This is a genomic window from Pseudomonas uvaldensis, from assembly GCF_021271205.1.
GTDB lineage: Bacteria > Pseudomonadota > Gammaproteobacteria > Pseudomonadales > Pseudomonadaceae > Aquipseudomonas > Aquipseudomonas uvaldensis.
The window spans coordinates 1-217 of the sequence record NZ_JAIWKS010000064.1 but is presented as its reverse complement, the minus strand read 5'-3'; the positions used below and the strand labels follow the sequence as shown (position 1 = coordinate 217).

At 59.9% G+C, this 217-nt stretch carries 1 protein-coding gene; it reads right to left on the bottom strand.

Annotation, left to right across the window (positions count from 1 at the left end; genetic code table 11):
- Window positions 1–217 (bottom strand): immunoglobulin-like domain-containing protein (locus LCU97_RS26605; protein WP_232778228.1); only part of this gene is annotated, 217 nt, incomplete at both ends.

The following is a 217-nucleotide window of genomic DNA, read 5'->3' as shown; positions in this document are numbered from 1 at the left end:
TCGCGCCGTTGCTCAAGGTGACGGTGACTGGCGTCTGCGCTGGGTTGGTCAGCGTGGCGGTATAGGTGATCTGACCGCCTTCTGTCACTTCGGTAGAAGCCGACAAGGTCAAGCCAGTGGTATCCGCCGAATCGGTGATCGTGGTGACCGCAGGTGTAGTGCTCGGCACCAGATTTTCGAAGTTGCCGCCGGTTGCGCCGGTAATCGTAGTGCTGAC